The following is a 16,133-nucleotide window of genomic DNA, read 5'->3' as shown; positions in this document are numbered from 1 at the left end:
GCGTGTCACCCACCCTCTCGGTCCTCGTCCGCAACCGCGACTTCCGCCATCTGTTCCTCGCCGAGCTGGTGGTCTTCGGCGCGGACTGGTTCGTCATGGTGCCGCTGCTGGTGCTGCTGCCCGAGCTGACCGGCAGCGGCGTCTGGGGTGCGCTGGTGCTGGCGGTGGACACCGGCACGACCGCGTTGCTGCTCCCGTACGCCGGGACGATCGCCGACCGGTTCGACCGCCGCAAGGTGATGATGGTGGCCAACGTGGGCGCGCTCGCCGGGGTGCTGCTGCTGCTCGGCGTGCGCAGTGCCGGTACGGCCTGGCTGGCGCTGGCGGCGATCGCGCTGGTGGCGGTGGCGAAGGCGTTCTACTCGCCGGCCGCCCAGGCCGCTCTGCCCAACGTGGTCGACCCGGAGGACCTGGCCGCCGGCAACGCGGTCGCCGGCTCGGCATGGGGCACGATGACAGTGGTCGGCGCCTCGCTCGGCGGCATCCTGAGCGCCGTGGCCGGCCCGTACGCCAGCTTCTGGGTGGCCGCCGTCGGCCTGCTCGCCGCCGCGGGCCTGGCCGCGCTGATCCGCCGGCCGTTGCAGGCGCCGCGCGACCCGGCGGCGACGGTGCCGCGCACCTGGGCGGCCATCCGGGAGGCCCTGCGCTACATCGCCCACCGCCCGCGCGTGCTGGCCCTGGTCACGGTCAAGTCGGCGGTCGGCCTGGGCAACGGCGTGCTCACCGTCTTCCCGCTGCTCGCCGGGGTGTACGGCGTCGGCGCGGTCGGGGCCGGGTTGCTCTTCGCCGCCCGCGGCGCCGGGGCGCTGGTCGGCCCGATCATGATGCGCCGGGTGCTGAGCAACAGGGCCTGGCTGCTCACCGGCCTGGCGCTGTCCATGTCGATGTACGGCCTGGCCTACCTGGGCGCCTCGGTGGTGACCTGGTTCCCGCTGGTACTGGTCCTGGTGTTCCTGGCCCACCTGGGCGGCGGCAGCAACTGGGTGCTGTCCAACTACGCGTTGCAGGGCGAGGTGCCGGACCGGCTCCGCGGGCGGGTCTTCGCCACCGACATGATGCTGGCGACGCTCGCCATCGCGGTGAGCCAGCTGGTGGTGGCGCTCGTGGTGGACCGGGTGGACGAGCGCACCGTGCTGGCCGGCTGTGGCCTGGTCACAGTCGTGTACGCGATCGGCTGGCGGTTCGCCACCCGGCGGCTCTCGCTCACCGACCCGGTCGACACGCCGACCCCCGAGCGCACCGGCTGACACGCCGGTCCCACGCTCCGGGCGGTCCGGCCGGGCTGTCGGGGTGACGTCCTAGCATGAGCCGGTGCCGACCACATTCACCCCCGGCCCGGTGCGGGTCCGGGTGCCCGCGACCAGCGCCAACCTGGGCCCCGGCTTCGACGCGCTCGGTCTGGCCCTCGGCCGCCACGACGACGTCACGGCCGAGGTGACCGACGGCGGCGTGCGGGTGTCGGTCACCGGCGAGGGCGCCGGTGAGCTGCCGTCGGACGAGCGGCACCTGATCGTCACCGCCATGCGGGCCACCTTCGACGCGCTCGGCGCGCAGCCGGCCGGCCTGGCGCTGGAGTGCGTCAACCGCATCCCGCAGGCCCGGGGGCTCGGCTCGTCGTCGGCGGCGATCGTGGCCGGGGTGCTGGCGGCCCGTGCGCTGGTGGCCGACGGCGACCGGCGGCTGGACGACGACGCCGCGCTTCGGCTGGCGGCGGAGCTGGAGGGGCATCCGGACAACGTCGCGCCCTGCCTGCTGGGCGGCTTCACGATCGCCTGGACGGAACCGGGCGGCGCGCGGGCGGTCTCGCTGCCGGTGGTGCCGGCCGTGCGCCCGACCGTCTTCGTGCCCGCCGAGCGCGGTCTGACCTCGGTGGCCCGGGCGGCGCTGCCGGCCACCGTGCCGCACGCCGACGCGGCGTTCAACGCGGGCCGGGCGGCTCTGCTGGTGCACGCGCTGACGGCCGATCCCGCGCTGCTGCTGCCCGCCACCGTCGACCGGCTGCACCAGGACCAGCGGGCGCCGGGGATGCCGGCCACGGCGGCGCTCGCCGCCGCGCTGCGTGCGGCGGATGTGGCGGCTGTGGTCAGTGGGGCGGGCCCGACGGTACTGGCGCTCTCCGAGGTCCCGGCGGGATTCCAGGCGGGAACAGATTGGCGCCGGTGGGAGTTGCCGATAGATGTCAGCGGTGCCCGGGTCATCCGGGGTAGACTTTGACACGCCGAGCGGGGCCCTGTTGCCGCAGGTCGGACGAGGCGATTACGCTCTAGACCTAGCACAGCCGCGAAGCATGCGATCTTCCTGCGGTTCGGCGCACCCCCGAAGCTCTCGGCGGTAGCCCGTCACCCCTGCTCAAGGCCCACGCCGCGCCGCAGTTTCCACAGGTCGCCGCAGACGGCGAGACCTGCTCACCGATGGTGGTGAGTCGGGAAACCACCGGCTGCTGTGTCACAGACTCCCGCGACGCGTCATGCGAGGCGGGTGCACCGAGGCCGCCCGGCCACCTGGTTCCACGACTCCGGGCAGCCCGGCCTATCGAGGGAAGGAATCCATTGAGCGACACCACCGACGTGACGTCGGATGTTTCCAACGTCGCTGGCGATGCCACCACCGCCGCCCCCACGCGCCGCCGGCGGAGCGGCACCGGTCTGTCGGCGATGCTGCTGCCGGAGCTCCAGAGCCTGGCCGCGTCGCTCGGCATCTCTGGTACCGCTCGCATGCGCAAGGGCGAGCTGATCAGTGCCATCACCGAGCGGCAGCAGGGCGGCGCCGCGGCCGGAACCCCTCGACCGCGAGCCGAGGTGGCGGCTGCGGCCGCTCCCGCCCGTGAGGAGGTGCACGCGGAGGTCCGTGAGGAGCGGGCCGAGGCACGCCCCGCCGAGCAGGCGCCGGCCGCCGAGGTGACCGAGGGTCGTACCCGTGGCCGCCGCAGCCGGGCCGCCGCCGCGACCACCGAGGCGCGACCGGCCGAGACGCCGGCGGCCGAGGCGCGACCGGCCGAGACGACGCGCGCCGAGGAGGCGCCCGCCGAGACCGGCGAGCGGGCCGAGCGTGGCGGTGACCGGGCCGAGCGCGGTGAGCGCAACGAGGGCCGGGGCCGTGAGCGCGGCGAGCGCGGCGGTGACCGCGCCGAGCGCGGCGGCGAGCGGGCCGACCGTGGCGAGCGCAACGACCGTGGTGACCGCGCCGAGCGTGGCGATCGCGCCGAGCGTGGCGACCGGGCCGAGCGTGGCGACCGCAACGAGCGGGCCGAGCGGGGCGAGCGCGCCGAGCGCAACGAGCGCGGTGACCGCAACGACCGCAACGACCGCAACGACCGGGGTGACCGCAACGACCGTGGTCAGCGCGCCGAGCGGGACAACGACGGCGACGACGACGGCGAGGGCGGCGGCCGGCGGGGCCGGCGCAGCCGGTTCCGGGACCGTCGTCGCGGCCGCGGCGAGCGGGGCGAGGGCGACAACGGTGGCGGCCGCGAGCCGCAGGTCGGCGAGGACGACGTGCTCGTCCCGGTCGCCGGCATCATCGACGTGCTCGACAACTACGCCTTCGTCCGGACCACCGGCTACCTGGCCGGCCCGAACGACGTGTACGTCTCGATGTCCCAGATCAAGAAGTACGGCCTGCGCCGCGGTGACGCGATCACCGGCGCCGTGCGGGCCGCGCGGGACGGCGAGCAGCGGCGCGACAAGTACAACCCGCTGGTCCGGCTGGACACCATCAACGGGATGGAGCCGGACGAGGCGAAGCGCCGGCCGGAGTTCTACAAGCTCACCCCGCTCTACCCGCAGGAGCGCCTGCGGCTGGAGACCGAGCCGCACATCCTCACCACCCGGGTGATCGACCTGGTCATGCCGATCGGCAAGGGCCAGCGGGCGCTCATCGTGTCGCCGCCGAAGGCCGGTAAGACGATGGTGCTGCAGGCGATCGCGAACGCGATCACCCGCAACAACCCGGAGTGCCACCTGATGGTGGTGCTGGTGGACGAGCGGCCGGAAGAGGTCACCGACATGCAGCGGTCGGTGAAGGGCGAGGTCATCGCGGCCACGTTCGACCGTCCGCCGCAGGACCACACCACGGTCGCCGAGCTGGCGATCGAGCGGGCGAAGCGCCTGGTCGAGCTGGGGCACGACGTGGTCGTGCTGCTCGACTCGGTGACCCGGCTCGGGCGGTCGTACAACCTGGCGGCGCCGGCCAGCGGCCGGATCATGTCGGGTGGTATCGACTCCACCGCGCTCTACCCGCCCAAGCGCTTCCTCGGCGCGGCGCGCAACATCGAGAACGGCGGTTCGCTGACCATTCTCGCCACCGCGCTGGTGGAGACCGGATCCATGGCGGACACGGTCATCTTCGAGGAGTTCAAGGGCACGGGTAACGCCGAGCTGAAGCTGGACCGGAAGATCGCCGACAAGCGGGTCTTCCCGGCGATCGACATCAACCCCTCCGGCACCCGCAAGGAGGAGGTCCTGCTCGCGCCGGAGGAGCTGGCGATCATCCACAAGCTCCGCAAGGTGCTGCACTCGCTGGACTCGCAGGCGGCGCTCGACCTCCTGCTGGACCGGCTCAAGCAGTCCCGCACCAACATCGAGTTCCTGATGCAGATCGCGAAGTCCACTCCGGGCGAGTGAGCTGACGGATCCGACGAACGAGGGGCACGGCCGCATCGGCCGTGCCCCTCGTCGCGTACCGGGCGGCCGACCGTGAAGTTTTTCTACGGTTAAGCCGCGAGGTATTGAAACTTCTGTTCACCGTCGGGTTGACTGTCGTCCATGCGAACCCGCAGTCGACCCGCCCATCTCGCCGGCGTCCTGCTGCTGACGCCGTTGCTGACCCTCACCGCGCCGGCGCCGTCCGCCGCCACGGCAGCGCCGCCGGCTGTCGCGCCGTCCGCCGCCACCGCGGCCGAGGACGCGCCACGCGCCTCGTCCCGCGCCGACTCCGCAGTCGCGCTCGCCGGTGTGGAACCGGCCGGCGGCCTGGAGACCGCCAAGACCACCCGGCCGGTCGCGCCCGGTCTCGACCTGACCTCCTTCGACCGGTACGACGCGGCCGGCTGGCTGCGCGCCGACGCCCTCACCGCCGACCTGGCCGGCGGTCTGACAGTGGACTACGTGAACTCCGGCGAGGTCACCAAGGACGAGCCGCTGCGCGCCGCGGTCGACCGGTCCCGTGCCGTCGCGGCGGTCAACGGCGACTTCTTCGACATCAACAACTCCGGCGCCGCCCAGGGCGTCGGCGTCCGCTCCGGCGAGCTGGTGCAGTCGCCCGTGGCCGGGCACCCCAACGCCGTCGCGATCAGCGCCCAGGGCATCGGCCGGGTCGTCCAGGTCGGCTTCGAGGGCACCGCGACGCTGCCCGCCGGGCCGGTGCCGCTGACCCAGTTCAACAACATGGTGCAGCGCGACGGCGTGGGTGTGTTCACGCCGCTCTGGGGCTCGTACACCCGCAAGCGGGCGGTGGAGGGCGCGGCCCGGACGGTCGAGGTGACGGTGACCGGCGGCCGGGTGGCGAGCGTGGCCACCACGGCGGGCGAGGGGCCGATCCCGGCCGGCAGCAGCGTGCTGCTCGGCCGCGAGGCCGGCGCCGACGCGCTCGCCGCGCTGCGTCCCGGCGACGCGGTGGACCTGACCTGGCGACCGCGGGCCTCCGACGGCGGCGACCTGCGTGCCGCGGTGGGCGGCGGCAACGTGCTCGTGCGCGACGGCGTGGTGCAGGACATCGCCGACCAGTCGCTGGCCCCGCGTACCGCTGTCGGCTTCTCCGCCGACGGCCGCAAGATGATCATGCTGACGGTGGACGGGCGGCAGATGGACAGCCGGGGCGCCACCCAGACCGAGATGGGCCGCATGATGGCCGAGCTGGGCGCCGCGAACGCGCTCAACCTCGACGGCGGCGGCTCCTCCACGCTGCTGGCCCGGGAGCCGGGCGCGGCCACGGTCCAGGTGGAGAACAGCCCGTCCGACGGCAGCGAGCGACCGGTGCCCAACGGGCTCGCCGTCTACGCCCCGAAGGGCAGCGGCCGGCTCACCGGCTACTGGCTGGAGACCGCCAGCGACCCGACCGCCGCACCCGGCGTAGCCCCGGTGCGCGGCGGCCGGCCGGACCGGGTCTTCCCCGGCCTCACCCGCCGGCTCACCGCCGCCGGATACGACGAGACGTACGGACCGGCCGCGGGCGAGCCGCGCTGGCACGCCACCCACGGCCGGGTGGACGGCGACGGCGTGTTCCGGGCCGCCGTCCCCGGCCGCAGCACCGTTACCGCCGCGCGCGGCCGGGCCCGGGGCACGATCGAGCTGACAGTGCTCGGGCCGCTGGCGCGCATCGACGGCACCGTCGACCGGGTCGGCCTGGACCGGGCCGGTGACAGCGGCCTGTTCGGCGTCGTCGGCTACGACGCCGAGGGCAACACCGCGCCGATCGAGCCGGCCGACCTGACGCTGGAGTACGACAGCGACCTGCTCTCCGTCACCCCCACCGCCGACGGCAACCTGTCCGTCAAGGCGCTCGCCGCGACCGGCTCGGCGCTGGTCACCGCGCGGGTCGGCAACCGCACCACGGTCCTGCCGGTGACGGTCGGGCTCACCGACGTGCCGGTGGCCGGATTCGACGACGCGGCGTCGTGGAAGTTCAGCCAGGCCCGCGCCGCCGGGTCGGTCGCGCCGGCCGAGGGGCACACCGGCACCGGGCTGCGGATGTCGTACGACTTCAGCCAGTCCACCGGCACCCGGGCCGCGTACGCCGACCCGCCCGCCTGGATCGACGTGCCCGGCCAGCCGCAGGCGTTCGGTATGTGGATCAAGGCCAACGGCACCGGCGAGTGGCCCAGCCTGCACCTGCACGACGCGCAGGACACCCAGTTCGTGCTGCGCGGCCCGTACCTGGACTGGACCGGCTGGAAGTATGTCGAGTTCGCCGTACCGCCGGGTGTGCAGTACCCGGTGCGGGTGCGCCGGTTCTACGTGGCCGAGACCGACCCGGCCAAGCAGTACCGCAGCGAGGTGGTGATCGACGACCTGGTGGCCCGGGTGCCGCCGGACGTGCAGGCGCCGCCGGAGCCGAACCGCACCGACCGGGTCGTGGTGCGCGACGGCACCGTGGACGGGGCGCCCTGGCGCTTCGCGGTGCTCTCCGACGCCCAGTTCGTCGCCGCCAACCCGGACAGCGACCTGGTCGCCCAGGCCCGCCGTACGCTGCGCGAGGTCCGCGCCGCCCGGCCGGACTTCCTGATCATCAACGGCGACTTCGTGGACACCGCCTACCCGGCGGACTTCGCCCTGGCCAAGCGCATCCTGGACGAGGAACTGGGCGGCGAGGTGCCCTACCACTACGTGCCGGGCAACCACGAGATCATGGGCGCGCCGATCGACAACTTCCGCAGCGTCTTCGGGGACACCTCGCGCGTCTTCGACCACCGGGGCACCCGGTTCCTCACGCTCAGCACCGCCACCGGGTCGCTGCGCGGCGGCGGGTTCGACCAGGTGGAACTGCTGCGCCGGACGCTCGACCAGGCCGCCGCCGACCGCTCGGTGGGCTCGGTGGCGGTGTTCTTCCACCACCCGCCGCGCGACCCGAGCCCGGCCAAGGCCAGCCAGCTCGGCGACCGCAAGGAGGCGGCGCTGGTCGAGCAGTGGCTGGCCGACTTCCAGCACCGCACCGGCAAGGGCGCGCTGATGGTCAACGGCCATGTCGGCACGTTCCACGCCGACCGGGTGGACGGCGTCCCGTACGTGATCAACGGCAACTCGGGCAAGGACCCGTCCACCCCGGCGGCACTCGGCGGGTTCACCGGCTGGACCGAGTTCGGCGTGGATCCGGTGACGCCGGGGGAGGCCGAGCGGGCCCGCCGTGACCCGCTGGCCGAGGGGCCGACGTGGGTGAGCGCGGAGATGCACGCCCACGTCGACCGGCTCGCGCTGGCCGCCCCCGCGCAGGTGTCCCGGCGTACGCCGGCCGACGTCACGGCCACGCTCACCCAGCCCAGCGGCCGGCAGGTGCCGGTGACCGCGCCGGTCAGCGCGGACTGGTCCGGGTCGCCGAACCTGCACGTCGGCGGCGCGGCGGGCGTACGCCCCTGGCACGCCGCCCGCTTCGACCCACTGACCGGCAAGCTGACCGCCCTGCGCCCCGGCGCCCAGGTCCAGCTGACGGTCACGGTGAACGGAGTGAAGGCCGAGGCCCACGTGACCACCACCCCCTAACCCCCCACCCCACCCTGCCCGCCCCCGCCCCGCCCCGCCCCCGCCCCCCGCCCCGCCCCGTCGATCATGAAGTTGGCCCGGACAAAAGCGGCAGGAAACGCCGTCAACCTCATGATCGACGGGGTCGGGGTCGCCGGGGTGAGGCCGAGCCGGGGGCGGGTCGGTGGGGGAGTGGGTGGGGTGGGGGTGGGAATGCTGACGGGTGGGCCGGCGTTGGGGGTGGCGGACCTCCTGTGCCGGGTGGAAGACGCCCGTGGCAGACTGGTCAATCGGCCACCGGTTCCGGTTCACGCCCGAGCCCGTCGTGACGACGGGGAGCACTGACGGCGACCCGGCGACCACCGACGAAAGGACCGAGGCGACATGAAGCCCAACATCCACCCGGAGTACGTGACCACCGAGGTCCGCTGCTCCTGCGGCAACACGTTCACGACCCGCAGCACCGCCAAGGGCGGCGCCATCAGCGTCGAGACCTGCAGCGCCTGCCACCCGTTCTACACCGGTAAGCAGCGCGTGCTGGACACCGCCGGCCGGGTCGCGAAGTTCCAGCAGAAGTACGCCAAGGTTCAGGCCAAGAAGGCCAAGTAGCTCCGTCGACGACGCCCGTGTCCGGCTCCTGCCGGGCACGGGCGTTCGTCCGTTTGTGCCGGTTCCATCTCCAAGGAGCATCCGCAGCATGAGCAGTGAGCGCCTGGCCGCCCTCCTCGACGAGTACGCCGAGCTGGAGCGGCGGCTGGCCGACCCGGCCATCCACGCCGACCAGGGCACCGCCCGGCGGGTCGGCCGTCGGTACGCCGAACTGGTCCCGCTGCACAAGGCGGCCGGCGAGCTGGAGCAGGCCCGGGCCGACCTGACCGCCGCCCGGGAGCTGGCCGCCGAGGACGCGACGTTCGCCGCCGAGGCGGACAGCATCGCCGCGTCCCTGCCGGCGCTGGAGGAACGGCTCGCGGAACTGCTCATCCCGCGCGACCCGCACGACGCCAAGGACGTGATCGTCGAGATCAAGGCCGGCGAGGGCGGCGAGGAGTCGGCGCTGTTCGCCGGCGACCTGCTGCGGATGTACACCCGGTACGCCGAGCGGCACGGCTGGGTCACCGAGGTGATCGACGCGCAGGACTCCGACCTGGGCGGCGTCAAGGACGTCTCGCTGGCGATCAAGAGCAAGGGTGTGCCGGAGGGCGGCAACGGCGTCTGGTCCCGGCTCAAGTGGGAGGGCGGCGTGCACCGGGTGCAGCGCGTCCCGGTCACCGAGTCGCAGGGCCGGATCCACACCAGCGCCGCCGGCGTGCTGGTGCTGCCCGAGGCGGAGGACGTGGACGTCACCATCGACCCGAACGAGCTGCGCATCGACGTGTTCCGCTCGTCCGGCCCCGGTGGGCAGTCGGTGAACACGACCGACTCGGCGGTCCGGATCACCCACGTGCCGACCGGCATCGTGGTCTCCTGCCAGAACGAGAAGTCGCAGTTGCAGAACCGGGAGCAGGCCATGCGTATCCTGCGCGCCCGGCTGCTCGCCGCCGCCCAGGAGCAGGCGGACGCGGCGGCGTCGGACGCCCGCAAGGCGCAGGTCCGCACCGTGGACCGGTCCGAGCGGATCCGCACCTACAACTTCCCGCAGAACCGGATCACCGACCACCGCATCGGCTACACCGCGTACAACCTCGACCTGGCGCTGGCCGGCGAGCTGGACGGGGTGCTCGACGCGCTGGCCGAGGCGGACCGCGCGGCCCGGCTGGCCGGCGGGACCGAGCTGTCCCGCCGCTGACCCGGCGCGGCCCCGCGCGCCGCGCCGCCCGCACGGCTCGCAAGGGCGAAGGCAACCCCCCGGGGTACGGCCTCAGCTCGCCCGCAACCGCGCCTTGGCGCGCAGCATCTCCCGGTCGGCCAGCTCGAACGCGGCGCCCAGTGCCTCCCGGACGCTGACAGTGGTGCTGCCGTCGACCTCGGCGAAGCCGATCGTCACCCCGACCGGCGTGCCCGGTACGAGGGACTCCCAGTCCTCGGTGCGGACGGCCGCCTCGATCCGGCGGGCCACCTCGACCGCCTCGGGCATGCCGGTGTCGGGCAGCACGACGACGAACTCGTCGCCCCCGTAGCGCGCCACGAAGTCGCCCCGCCGCATCACCCGGTTGATCACCCCGGCGACCCGTTGCAGCACCAGATCCCCGGAGTGGTGGCCGTGCCGGGTGTTCACCGCCTTGAACCCGTCGAGGTCGCAGACGCCGATCACCACCCGCTCGCCCCGGGACACCACGGCGCCCAGGTAGCGCTCCAGCCGGCGCCGGTTGGGCAGGCCGGTGAGCGGGTCGGTGAGCGCCTCGCCCTCGTACCGGGCCGCCTCGCGGCGCATCTCCTCGTGGTCGATCCGGGCGGCGATGCCGTCGATGTAGACGTCCCGCAGCCGGTCGCTGCGCCGCGCCGCCAGCCGGAACGCGTGCCGGTCGGCCCGGTGCGCGCCCGCGTGGTCACCGGCCCGGGACAGCGCGACGCTGCGCAGCCGGGGCGCCTCGGCCGCGCCGAGCGTCTCGTCCGAGACCCGGAGCGCGTCCAGCCGGGTGACCGCCTCGATCGGGCGGCCGGCGGCCACCGCGAGGCAGACCTGACCGAGCTGGCGCAGGTCGCGGGCGCGGGCGCTGTCCCCGCCGTGGCCGAGCAGCCGGGTCGGGTCGGCGTCCCCGGCGGACTCCACCCGGTCGCCGAGCGCGGCCCGGCGGGCGGCGGCGTAGCCGTACGCGGCGAGGCTGCTCGGGCGCAGGTTGCCGGCGCCCCCGCCGCGCAGGAACCGGGCCAGGTCACCGGCGACGTCGCGCAGCACCCGCAGGCACCCGTCGCTGTCGCCGTTGTGGTCGAGCGCGACCGCGTTGCGCAGCCGGATCCCGGGCGCGGCGAACGTCTCCTCGGGGATGCCGACGCTGAGGCCGACCTCCCGGGCCCGCTCGATCGCGCCGAGCGCGTGGCCGTGGAAGCTGAGGTACGAGTACGCCATCGCCAGGTCGTGCCAGCCCCAGGCGGTGTCCCGGTCGGGGGTGTCGTCGGCGCTGAGCGCGCGGGCTGCCCGGACCAGGTGCATCACGCACCTGTCCAGCGCACCCTGGTGGTGGGCGGCGAGCGCGGCCAGCGCGTTGAGGTGCCCGTGCAGGTAGGGCTCGGTCAGGTCGCGGACGGCGGCGGAGGCGTCCTCGACGGCCCGGGTGAACTCGGCGGTGCGGCCGAGATTGATCAGCGCGGACAGGCGTTGCACCAGTGCGTCCGCGCGTGCGTACGGGTCGTCGGTGGCGCGGATGACGCGGTCGAGCAGGGCACACGCCTCCGCGGACCGGCTGGCCTCCTGCAGTGACCGAGCGCGGCGGAGAGCGTCAACCTGGTCCTCGACCTGGTCGAGCCAGCCCACTCGCGACCTCCCTGCGGTGTGCGCCCGGACGCACCCGCTCGTGAGGTGGGCCGCGACGCCTCATGATTATTGCGTGACCGCACTCCCGCAACACCCGTCCGAAGGGACAGAACGCGAACGCCCCTCGCTGGTGATCGCCCGGGTGGCGCGCGCGCTCGCCGCGGCGGGCGTCGAGGCGCCCCGCGCCGAGGCCGAGCAGCTCGCCGCGTACGTCCTGGAAGTGCCGCGTGGCCGGCTGGCGCTCGCCGACGGCTTCACCCCGGCGCAGCGCGACCGCCTGGACGCGCTCGTCGGGCGGCGGGTGACGCGCGAGCCGTTGCAGCACCTGCTCGGCTCGGCCGGTTTCCGGCACCTGGAGCTGGCCGTCGGGCCGGGCGTCTTCGTGCCCCGGCCGGAGACCGAACTGCTGGCCGGCTGGGGGGTCGAGCGGGCCCGGGAGTACGCCGCGCCGCTCGTGGTGGACCTGTGCAGCGGTTCCGGCGCGATCGCCCTCGCGGTCGCGCAGGAGGTGCCCGCGGCCCGGGTGGTGGCGGTGGAACGGTCCCCGGCCGCGCTGGCGTGGCTGCGGCGCAACGCGGCCGGCCGGGCCGCCGCCGGGGACCGGCCGATCGAGGTGGTGGCCGCCGACGTGACCGATCCGGACCTGCTGGCCGACCTGGCCGGGCGGGTCGACGTACTGCTCTGCAACCCGCCGTACGTGCCGAGGTCGGTGACGGTGCCGCCGGAGGTGGCCGGGCACGACCCGGACGAGGCGGTGTTCGGCGGCACGGACGGGCTGGACGTGATCCGGCCGGTGGTCGGCCGGGCCGCCGTGCTGCTGCGCCCGGGGGGCGCGATCGGCATCGAGCACGACGACACGCACGCGGCGGCGGTGCCCGCGCTGCTGCGCGAAGACGGCCGCTACGACCGGGTCGCGGAACACCCGGACCTGGCCGGGCGGCCCCGCTGGGCGAGCGCGTCCCGGCGGGCGGACGGCACCCACGCCGACCCGGCCCCGGCGTGGCAGACTGACTCCTCGTGATGCTCTACGACTGTCGGTCGCCCGCCGACCGGGACCGCGGCATCGCCGCTGCCATCGAGGCGGTCAAGAACGGGGAACTCGTCGTCCTGCCGACCGACACGGTCTACGGCATCGGGGCGGACGCCTTCACCCCGTACGCGGTGAAGGCCCTGGCGGACACCAAGGGCGGCGCCCGGCAGGCGCCTCCGGTGCTCATCGGTTCCCGGCACACGCTCGACGGCCTGGTCTTCTCGCTGCCCGGCGCGGCCCGCGACCTGGTCGAGGCGTTCTGGCCCGGTGCGCTGACCATCGTGGTGGAGCACTCGCCGAGCCTGGCCTGGGACCTGGGCGACAACAGCGGGACGGTGGCGGTGCGGATGCCGCTGCACCCGGTGGCGCTGGAGGTGCTGCGGGAGACCGGGCCGATGGCCGTCGCGTCGGCCAACAAGATCGGCCAGCCCGCCGCGCTCACCGCCGAGGAGGCGCGCGACCAGCTCGGCTACGGCGTCCGGGCCTACCTGGAGGCCGGGCCGGCGGTCGACCCGGTGCCGAGCACCATCGTCGACCTGACCGGCGACGTGCCGCGGGTGCTGCGTGCGGGCGCGGTGACGCTGGCGAAGCTGCGCGAGGTCGTGCCGGACATCCTCGACGAGCGGGGGGTCTGAGTGCCGCCCTTCACCGTCCTGCACGTCTGCATGGGCAACATCTGCCGGTCGCCGATGGCCGAGCGGCTGCTGCTGCTCGCGGTCCGGGAGCGGCTGGCCCGCCTCGACGTCGACCCGACCGGGTCGGACGCGCTCGTGCACAGCCACAGCGCCGGCACCGGCGGCTGGCACGCGGGGGAGGAGATGAACCCGCCCGCCGCGCGGCAGGTGATCGCGCGTGGCGGTGACACCGAGGGGTTCGCCGCCCGGCGGCTGCGCTCCGACCTGATCGACGCCGCCGACCTGGTGCTCACCGCCACCGCCGACCAGCAAGAGTACGTGGTGGCGTTGCGGCCGGACGCCGCCGCGCGCACGTTCGTCCTCGGCGAGTTCGGCCGTCTGCTCGGCGGGCTGGACCGGTCCGCGCTGCCACCGGCCGAGCCCACGCCGGACGCCGTGTACGCGCGCGGCGTCGCCCTCGTCGCGGCCGCCGACGAGGCCCGGCAGAACGCCTCCGCGCTGCCCACCGACGATCTGGACGACCCGTGGGGCCGGGGCGACCAGTGCTTCAGCCGGGTCGCGGACGAGATCGAGGAGACGGTGCAGCCGCTGGCTGCCGTCCTGCTCCCCTGATCGCGGTTCATCCTTCCTCGCGAACTTCCTGCGCATTTCGCCGAAGATGGCGGCGAAAGCGGCCATTCCGGTCATTCTGAACGGGTCCGTACGGCCGGCTCCTGCGGGGAGAGCTGATGAACCGGGCCTATCTCGACAAGCTGTTCACCGTTGTGCTCGCCGGCGTGCTCGCCGGACTGGCCCTGGCGGCGGCCGCGTTGCCGGCCGCGCTGGTCCTCGGGCTGGGCGTGAAGAACCTGATGCCGTACACCGTGCTGCCGGAGGCGCTCAAGACGCCGCAGCCGGCGCAGCGCTCCAACCTGTACGCCAACGACGGACGGACGCTGATCACCTCGTTCTACGTCGAGGACCGGGTGGACGTGCCGGTCGGCGAGGTGGCGCCGGTGATGCGCGACGCCATCGTGGCCGCCGAGGACGTGCGCTTCTACGAGCACCACGGCGTCGACGTGCGCGGCGTGGCGCGGGCGTTCACCGCCAACCGCCGCGAGGGCACCCGACAGGGCGCCTCCACGCTGACCATGCAGTACGTGCGCAACGCGCTGGCCGGTGACCCCCGGCTGACCGAGGAGCAGCGCGCCGCCGCCACCGAGATCACCGTCGGGCGCAAGATCCGCGAGATGCGGTACGCGCTGACGCTGGAACGGCAGATCGGCAAGGACGAGATCCTCGGGCGCTACCTGAACATCGCGTACTTCGGCGCCGGGGCGTACGGCATCGCCGCCGCCAGCAAGCGCTACTTCTCCACCACGCCGGACCGGCTCACGCTGGCCCAGGCCGCGCTGCTCGCCGAGCTGGTCCGGTCCCCGGCCGACGACCCGATCAACGGCGACGCGGACGCGGCCCGGCAACGCCGGGCATACGTGCTGGACCGGATGGTGGAGACCGGACGGGTCAGCGCGGCCGACGCCGAGGCGGCGAAGGCCACGGAGCTGGCCCTCAAGCCGAACACCACGCCGAACGACTGCGCGGCGGTGCCCGCCGACCACAACGACTGGGGCTTCTTCTGCGACTGGTTCACCCAGTGGTGGAACGCCCAGCCGGCGTTCGGCGAGAACGTGGACGAGCGGCAGCGGACGCTGCGCCGCGGCGGCTGGAAGATCGTGTCGTCGCTCGACCCGGACGTGCAGGCCAAGGCGAGCGAGCAGGTGCGGGAGATCTACCCGGAGACGATCGCGCGGGCGGCGCCGACCGCCGTGGTGCAGCCGGGCACCGGCCGGGTGCTGGCCATGGCGGTGAACCGCACCTACGGCACGACCGCCAACCCGGACGGGCAGCAGAACTACCCGAACACGGTCAACCAGCTGGTGGCCGGCGGTGGCGGCATCACCGGCTACCAGGCGGGCTCCACGTTCAAGCTGTTCGCGCTGCTGGCCGCGCTGGAGTCCGGGCTGCCGCTGGACACCGAGTTCGACGCGCCGCGCGTCTACGTGACGCAGTACCCGGTCGGCGCCGGCCCGGCGAGCTGCGGCGGCCGGTGGTGTCCGGAGAACGCCAACACCTACTGGATGGACGGCGACCGGGACATGTGGGACGCGTTCGGCCGGTCGGTGAACACGTACTTCGCGTGGCTGACCGAGCGCGTCGGCGCGGACCGGGTGGTCGAGATGGCCCAGCGGCTGGGCATCGTGTTCCGCGCCCCGGCCGACGCCGAGATGGCCCGCGAGGGCGCCAAGAGCTGGGGACCGTTCACGCTCGGCGTCTCCGCCACCACGCCGCTGGACCTGGCCGGCGCGTACGCCGCGGTGGCCGCCGAGGGCACCTGGTGCCGGCCCACGCCGGTCACCTCGATCACCGATCCGGGCGGCCGGACGGTGGCCGCCGGGAACACCGACTGCCGGCAGGTGCTCGACACCGAGGTCGCCCGCGCGGCGGCCGACGCCAGCCGCTGCCCGGTCGGCGACCAGTCGATGTACCGCCGCTGCGACGGCGGCACCGCCGAGGAACTGGCCCCGGGCCTGCGCCGGCCGGTTGCGGGCAAGACCGGCAGCTCGGAGCGGAACGCCACCGAGACGGTCGTCGCGTTCACGCCGCAGCTCGCGGTGGCGACGATCGCCGCGAACCCGGACGACCCCCGGGACGCGGTCGGCGGCGGCGTGCAGAAGCGCCAGATCGAGGCCGTGGGCCGCATCCTCGCGTGGTCGCTGCGCGACGAGCCGGTACGCGACTTCGTCCCGCCCGGCCAGGCCGTAGCCTTCCAGCACACCAGCCCCCGAACCGGCAACTGACCCCGCCTCACCCCGCCCCGCCCCACCGTGCCGATCTTGCGGTTGCTG

Annotated in this window: 11 protein-coding genes; 10 read left to right on the top strand and 1 reads right to left on the bottom strand. The window is 74.3% G+C overall.

What is annotated here, in order from left to right; translation table 11 throughout:
- Positions 1 to 2 precede the first annotated feature (2 nt).
- The 6 genes from V6U82_RS15730 (at position 3) to prfA (ending at position 9,957) form a co-directional block, all read left to right on the top strand.
- Positions 3 to 1,247 (top strand): MFS transporter, encoded by a 1,245-nt coding sequence (locus V6U82_RS15730; RefSeq protein WP_120573342.1) that lies wholly within the window; start codon positions 3 to 5, stop codon positions 1,245 to 1,247.
- Between the two features lie 64 nt (positions 1,248 to 1,311).
- Complete coding sequence (gene thrB, locus V6U82_RS15725; RefSeq protein ID WP_334461891.1) at positions 1,312 to 2,214, top strand: homoserine kinase; 903 nt, start codon at positions 1,312 to 1,314, stop codon at positions 2,212 to 2,214.
- A 335-nt stretch (positions 2,215 to 2,549) separates the two neighbouring features.
- Positions 2,550 to 4,622 (top strand): transcription termination factor Rho, encoded by a 2,073-nt coding sequence (gene rho, locus V6U82_RS15720; protein WP_334461890.1) that lies wholly within the window; start codon positions 2,550 to 2,552, stop codon positions 4,620 to 4,622.
- Positions 4,623 to 4,763: 141 nt separating this feature from the next.
- On the top strand, positions 4,764 to 8,192 hold the full coding sequence (locus V6U82_RS15715; RefSeq protein WP_334461888.1) for a phosphodiester glycosidase family protein: 3,429 nt from the start codon (positions 4,764 to 4,766) through the stop codon (positions 8,190 to 8,192).
- A 363-nt stretch (positions 8,193 to 8,555) separates the two neighbouring features.
- Positions 8,556 to 8,780, top strand: coding sequence for a 50S ribosomal protein L31 (gene rpmE / locus V6U82_RS15710; protein WP_013288272.1), 225 nt, complete (start codon positions 8,556 to 8,558; stop codon positions 8,778 to 8,780).
- 88 nt (positions 8,781 to 8,868) lie between these two features.
- Positions 8,869 to 9,957 carry a peptide chain release factor 1 gene (gene prfA, locus V6U82_RS15705; protein WP_334461880.1) on the top strand — a complete coding sequence of 363 codons (1,089 nt, stop codon included), beginning with the start codon at positions 8,869 to 8,871 and terminating at the stop codon, positions 9,955 to 9,957.
- A 72-nt stretch (positions 9,958 to 10,029) separates the two neighbouring features.
- On the opposite strand, the gene V6U82_RS15700 is transcribed toward prfA, so the two are convergent.
- Complete coding sequence (locus V6U82_RS15700) at positions 10,030 to 11,583, bottom strand: GGDEF domain-containing protein (RefSeq protein WP_334461878.1); 1,554 nt, start codon at positions 11,581 to 11,583, stop codon at positions 10,030 to 10,032.
- A gap of 130 nt (positions 11,584 to 11,713) precedes the next feature.
- Between V6U82_RS15700 and prmC the strand changes: the two genes are divergently transcribed.
- From prmC to V6U82_RS15680, 4 genes are all read left to right on the top strand, one after another.
- Positions 11,714 to 12,604: a peptide chain release factor N(5)-glutamine methyltransferase gene (prmC, locus tag V6U82_RS15695; RefSeq protein WP_436836998.1), complete on the top strand. Its 891-nt coding sequence runs from the start codon at positions 11,714 to 11,716 to the stop codon at positions 12,602 to 12,604.
- A complete protein-coding gene (locus V6U82_RS15690; protein ID WP_334461875.1) occupies positions 12,604 to 13,248 on the top strand; it encodes an L-threonylcarbamoyladenylate synthase in 645 nt (214 codons plus the stop codon). Before prmC ends, V6U82_RS15690 begins: the two co-directional genes overlap by 1 nt.
- Positions 13,249 to 13,860, top strand: a complete 612-nt coding sequence (locus V6U82_RS15685) for an arsenate reductase/protein-tyrosine-phosphatase family protein (protein ID WP_334461873.1) — start codon at positions 13,249 to 13,251, stop codon at positions 13,858 to 13,860. It begins immediately after the preceding gene.
- Between the two features lie 116 nt (positions 13,861 to 13,976).
- Positions 13,977 to 16,085, top strand: coding sequence for a transglycosylase domain-containing protein (locus V6U82_RS15680; RefSeq protein ID WP_334461870.1), 2,109 nt, complete (start codon positions 13,977 to 13,979; stop codon positions 16,083 to 16,085).
- Positions 16,086 to 16,133: the final 48 nt, after the last annotated feature.

The organism is Micromonospora sp. CPCC 205554, assembly GCF_036902745.1.
In the GTDB taxonomy this organism is placed as follows: Bacteria; Actinomycetota; Actinomycetes; order Mycobacteriales; family Micromonosporaceae; genus Micromonospora; species Micromonospora tulbaghiae.
This window is presented reverse-complemented; position numbering and strand designations above follow the sequence as displayed.